General features: G+C 71.9%; 3 protein-coding genes. All 3 read right to left on the reverse strand.

From position 1 onward, the window contains the following. Positions 1-74: 74 nt before the first annotated feature. A complete protein-coding gene (locus D7W79_RS37835) occupies positions 75-3,254 on the reverse strand; it encodes a DUF4215 domain-containing protein (RefSeq protein WP_208729946.1) in 3,180 nt (1,059 codons plus the stop codon). Between the two features lie 57 nt (positions 3,255-3,311). Next, a complete protein-coding gene (locus D7W79_RS37840) occupies positions 3,312-5,084 on the reverse strand; it encodes an OmpA family protein (protein ID WP_244222196.1) in 1,773 nt (590 codons plus the stop codon). Positions 5,085-5,303: 219 nt separating this feature from the next. Next, positions 5,304-5,720 carry a nucleoside diphosphate kinase regulator gene (gene rnk / locus D7W79_RS37845; RefSeq protein ID WP_120530123.1) on the reverse strand — a complete coding sequence of 139 codons (417 nt, stop codon included), beginning with the start codon at positions 5,718-5,720 and terminating at the stop codon, positions 5,304-5,306. Positions 5,721-5,786: the final 66 nt, after the last annotated feature.

Below are 5,786 nucleotides of genomic sequence, written 5' to 3' on the forward strand. Positions count from 1 at the left end.
CATGGGAGGGAGCGAGGGGGCGCTCCCGGAAGGGGGAAGGCCGGCCCCTCCGGCGGGCTCCGCGAGACTGAGGCTTAAGCGGTCCGGCGCTGACGGCGGCGCAGGCCCGGCACTCCCATCAGGCCCAGGAGGGCCAGCCAGGAGGCATCCGGCGCGGTGCTGCACCCGCCGCCCGCGAAGGCGCGCGCGCCCTGCACCGTCCAGGTGTACTGCGCCGGGGACTCATCCGTGTTGCCGCTGCCGTCCACCGCGCGCACCTCCAGGACATGGTCCCCGGTGCCGACGGTGTAGGAGTCCTGGCAGGGGGCCCACTCGCCGCCATCGAGGCGGCACTCGAACGTCGAGCCCTCCTCCGTGGAGGCGTACTCGAAGTCCGCCGTGCGGTTGGAGGTGGTGGGCGGTGGGCCCTTCACGATGGAGGTGTCCGGGGCCTGGGTGTCCGGGTCCGCGAGGTCCACGACGAAGGGAACGGCGGTGGACACGGGGCTGGTGACGCCCGCGGGCGACTGGGCCGTGGCCGTCACGGTGTGCGGGCCCTCCGCCAGGGGTGTCGTGGGGACGCAGCTCCAGTTGCCGGCCGCGTCCACGGTGGCGGTGCAGATCACGGTGGTGCCCTCGCGCACCGTCACCGTGGCGCCGGGCTCGCCGGTGCCGGAGATGGCGGGCGTGCCGGTGGTCACCGTGGTGTTCGCCGCCGGGCCAGTGATGACCGGGGCCGGGACCTGGGTGTCCACGACGAAGGGGACGGCGGTGGACGGGAAGCTGGTGCTGCTTCCGGGCGCCTCGGCCGTGGCCGTCACGGTGTGCGGGCCGTCCACCAGGGGCGTCGTGGGCGTGCAGGTCCAGTTTCCGCTCGCGTCCACGGTGGCGGTGCAGACCACGGTGGTGCCCTCGCGCACCGTTACCGTGGCGCCGGGCTCGCCGGTGCCGGTGATGGGGGGCGTGCCGGTGGTCACCGTGGTGTTCGCCGCGGGGCCGGTGATGACCGGGGCCGGCGTCACAGGGCCGGGCTCCTCCGCCACGCACTTCTGGGTGGACGGGTCGCAGTACGCCTCGCAGACGTTGGACGCGGTGCACGTCTGGCCCACCTCCAGCAGGCAGCGCGGCGAGCAGGTGTCGCCGCCCACCAGGTTGCCGTCGTCGCACACCTCCGTGCCCGCGCGGACGCCGTCGCCGCACGTCGTCCCGCAGAGACTGGGCGAGCCGTTGCAGCTGTAGCCCGGCTCCACGGCGCAGGTGCTGGAGCAGCCGTCGCCGCTGGTGGCGTCGCCGTCGTCACACTGCTCACCGGCGTTCAGCACGCCGTTGCCGCAGGTGTTGAAGCACACGTTGCCGGGGGCGGGGCAGCTCCAGCCCGGCTCCACGGCGCAGGTGGCGTTGCAGCCGTCACCCGCCGTGGCGTTCCCGTCGTCACACGCCTCGGCGCCCGCTGTGATGCCGTCGCCGCAGAGGGTGACGCAGGTGCTGGGCGCGCCGGAGCAGCTGTAGCCCGTCTCCACGCGGCAGCCGTTGGAGCAGCCGTCGCCGGAAGCCTGGTCCCCGTCGTCACACGTCTCGTTCGGATCCAGGGCGCCGTTGCCGCAGGTCTGGGCGCACACGGACGGGCCCGAGGCCGGCGTGGAGCACGCGTAGCCGTCTTCCACGCGGCACTCGGTGGCGCAGCCGTCGCCGGACGTCAGGTTGCCGTCGTCGCACTGCTCGCCCGGATTCACGGTGCCGTTGCCGCACGTCTTCGCGCAGGGCTGGCCCGGCGTGGCGCACGCGTAGCCCAGCTCCAGGGTGCAGGCGTTGGAGCAGCCGTCGTTCAGGTTCGTGTTGCCGTCGTCGCACAGCTCGCCGGCGTTGAGCACGCCGTTGCCGCACAGCGGGGCGCAGACGGAAGGAGCGCCGGAGCAGGTGTAGCCCGTCTCGATGCGGCACGCCGCGGAGCAGCCGTCGGAGTTGAACGCGTTGCCGTCGTCGCACTGCTCACCCGCGTTGATGGCGCCGTTGCCGCAGGTGGCCGCGCAGGCCTGGCCCGGCGCGGGGCAGGCATAGCCATCCTCCACGCGGCAGCTGGCGTTGCAGCCGTCATTCGCGGTGGTGTTGCCGTCGTCGCACTGCTCGCCGGGGTTCAGGTTGCCGTTGCCGCACGTCTTGGCGCAGGTGCTGGGCGCCCCGGCGCAGCCGAAGCCGGGCTCGATGCCGCAGGTGGCGTTGCAGCCGTCGCCGTCGTCGGTGTCGCCGTCGTCGCACTCCTCGCGCGGGGAGATGGCGCCGTCACCGCAGCGGTCGTCGTAGGCGTCCACGAAGAGGTAGCGGAAGGCGTTCGGCGGGCTGGCCTCGTTCTCGTTGCACAGCTCGATGCGATTGAGGCCCGTGTGCCAGGGCGAGGAGGCGCCGAACTCGCGGAAGATGTTCTTCTGCCAGGGCTGGCCCGGGGGCTCGCTCACCGTGACGGGGAAGACCGTCGTGCCGTTCACCCTCGCGCTGTCGAACTGGTTGTCGTTGAAGGTGGCCAGTTGCAGGCGGAACTGCGCGACGTTCGTCGTCGAGGGGATGAGGAAGTCCTGGTACACGCACGTCTGCGCGCCCTGGGGCGCCATGAAGCGCGCGGTCTGCATCTCCAGCGGCCAGTCGTTCGCGTTGCGCACGCCGGTGTCCGCGCCGGTGGTGGTGCCGGTGTAGAACCAGTGCGGATCCACCCCGCCCGCGGGCAGGCGGCGGTTCTGTGCGTCCACGCCGGTGTTGAACACCGCCACGCCCGCCCTCACGCAGCGGCTGGGGCTGCCCGCGCAGGCGAAGCCGGGCTCCACCTCGCACTGCCGGCTGCACCCGTCGCCCTCGAAGCGGTTGCCGTCGTCGCAGACCTCCTGCGCGTAGGACGGGTACTGCCGGTTGTCGAACGTGCCGTTGCCACACAGTGACAAGTCACACGTGGCCGAACAGCCGTTGCCGTTGTCCGCCGTGTTGCCGTCGTCGCACAGCTCGCCGGTGTTCACCACGTTGTTGCCGCACAGGCTCGCCAGCGAGCACGCGTTGCCGGGCACGTTGCACAGGTAGCCCGCCTCCACGGTGCCGGTGGCCGAACAGCCGTCGCCGCTCGCCGTGTTGCCGTCGTCGCACTGCTCGCCGGGCTGGAGCCGGCCGTCACCCACGAGCGACGAGGACTGGCTCGTGAGGACGGGCTCTGAAGTGGGGGTCGCCGGCTCGCAGCCGGCGAGGAGGAGCAGCGAACACAGGGCCAGCGCGTGGAAGCCCGCGCGCAGGGCCATCCGGGGTGAATCTCCCCGGAGGGAATTCATCAGGGTCGTGAACATGAAAGGTCTGCCTTACTTCTTGAGGGTGTCGGGGGAAGAGGAGGAGGCCGGCGCCGTCTGCACGCCCTCGGCCTCCCCGACGATCTTGAACTCGACGCGGCGGTTCTTCGCGCGGCCGTCCGCCTTCGCGTTGTCCGCGATGGGTTGCGTGGGCCCGAAGCCCTTCGCCTCCAGCCGCTCGCGCTGCACGCCCTTGGCCACGAGGTAGTCCACCACCGCCTCGGCGCGCCGCTGGGACAGGTCCAGGTTGTACGCGGCCTTGCCGGTGTCGTCGGTGTGGCCTTCGACGCGGACCTTCTCGATGTCCGGATGGGACACGAGGATGGCCGCGACCTTGTCGAGCACCGCGTTGCTGCGCTTCTGGATGACGGCCTGGTTGTTCTCGAAGAACACGGCCTCGAGGATGCGGATGCTCCCGGAGTCGATGCGCGCGATGGGCGCCGCCTTGCAGCCGCCGTTGTCCTCGGTGCCGGGCTCGTCCGGGCAGTTGTCCAGGCGGTCCACGATGCCGTCGCCGTCGCGGTCGGGCTCCACGTCCGGGCAGCCGTCCTTGTCCTTGTAGCGGTTGAACGTCTCCGGCTCCTTCGGGCACGCGTCCTTGGAGTCCACGATGCCGTCCCCGTCGGAGTCAGGGTCGTCCGGGCAGCCGTCCTCGTCCTGGAAGCCGTTCTTGTTCTCCGCCTGCGCGGGGCACTTGTCCGCCAGGTTGGGGATGCCGTCCTGGTCGTCGTCCTTGTCCGGGCAGCCCTGGAGCTGCGCCAGGCCGGCCGTCGTCGGGCACTGGTCGTCGCGGTTCTTCACGCCGTCGCCGTCGGCATCCAGGTCGGGACACTCGGCGGCCACGTGGGGCTGGCCCGCGATACAGACGGGGCCCTTGGGCGCGGGAGGCGTACCGAAGGACACCCCGGCGAGCACGCGGAAGCGCGGCGTGCCCGGCGTCTGGCCAAAGCCCGGGCCGCCCATGACGTACACCTCGGTGCCGTCGGCGGTGGGGACGCGCAGGCCCAGGAGCGCCTCCAGCGAGCTGGGCGAGTCCTGCGTGGGCACGGTGCCGCGCACGAGGATTTCCTCGCGCAGGCCCCAGAGGCCGGCGGACAGGTTCACGCCGCCGTTGAGTTCCACGCCCATCTCATCCTGGTACGGCTGCGTCTGCGGCGTCAGCGCGTACGTCTTCGTGCGCACGAGCGCGCCGACGTCCGCGCCCACGCGGAAGGTGCCGCCCAGCTGCTTGCCGGCGCCCAGGCGGGGGGAGAAGGTGAAGCCCTCGTCGCGGGTGAGGGCGGCCTTGCTGCCCAGGGGCAGGGCCGCGCCCAGGTGCAGGGCGAGGTCCAGCGGTCCGCCCCGGCTCTCGGAGAGGAAGCCCAGGCGGGCCTGGAGCCACGGGGTGCCGAGCGCGCTGGTGGTGGGACGGGACACGCCGAATCCGGTGGTCTCCGGACCCCACTGGGCGACGATGGGCAGCTGGGCGCCCACCTCCAGCCAGTTCGTGAAGGAGTACGCGCCGGCGATGTGCGCCGTCACGCGGTTGGAGATGACGTCGGCCTGGCGGTCGCCGTCCTCCACGAGGACGAGGGGCCGGTTCTCGTAGTGCGCGGTCAGCCCGACGCGGAACTGCCCCGCGGGGAGCAGGTCGCCGGTGGACAGCACGAGGCTGTCACGCATGCCGGGGTTGAGCTGCAGGCGCTCCAGTTCGATGCCCGGGATGGTGCTCTGGGCCTGGGCGCTGCTGAAGGCGCAGAGGACGGCCAGTCCTCCGAGCCCAAGGTGATGCCTTCGTGCGAACAAGCGTTCCTCCACATGCACTCGCGGGCTTGATGGGTGCCCGCGCACCCTCGCGGGGCGAGGGGTACGCGGACGGTTGCACGCGAGGGGCCAGGATGTGTTGGAAGCACGACGTTGAGCAATGGCGCGGGGATGCGAGGCGGGCCCGGGCCGGGACCGGGCGGCTGACGCGTCAGGGCAGGACGCGGACACGGTGCTGACGCGTCAGGGGAGGACGCGGGCCTACAGGTGGAAGTGGCCGGCGGCCTCCGGCTGGTAGGGCACGGCGACGATGCGCAGGCGCCGGGTGCGGCCATTGGGGAGGGGCCACTCCACGGTCTGGCCCACGGACAGGCCGATGAGGGCACTGCCCACGGGGGCGAGGATGGAGATGCGGCCCGCGTCGCTGTTGGCGTCCTTGGGATAGACGAGGGTCACCTCGCGCGTCTCGCCGGCCTCTTCGTCCTCGAAGACGACGGTGCTGTTCATGGTGACGACGTCGCGGGGGATGGCGGTGGAGGCCGTGACGGTGGCGCGGGCGAGCTCGGACTCCAGCTGCTCCACCAACTCGGCGTTGCGGGCGTTGCCGTACTGTTCGACGACGCGCTCCAGGCGCTGAAGGTCGGTGTCGGTGACGATGAGGGGATGGTCGTGGGTCATGGCGGTTGCCTCCTGCGTGGGAAGGGAATGACGGCGGAACGCATTCCCGACAGGGCGGGAGGGCGT

This window comes from Corallococcus exercitus (genome assembly GCF_003611585.1).
Classification (GTDB): domain Bacteria; phylum Myxococcota; class Myxococcia; order Myxococcales; family Myxococcaceae; genus Corallococcus; species Corallococcus exercitus.

Coding starts and splice junctions, on each gene's coding strand:
- D7W79_RS37835 (WP_208729946.1), bottom strand. CDS start 3,254: ATGGCCCTGCGCGCGGGCTTCCACGCGCTGGCCCTGTGTTCGCTGCTC.
- rnk (WP_120530123.1), bottom strand. CDS start 5,720: ATGACCCACGACCATCCCCTCATCGTCACCGACACCGACCTTCAGCGC.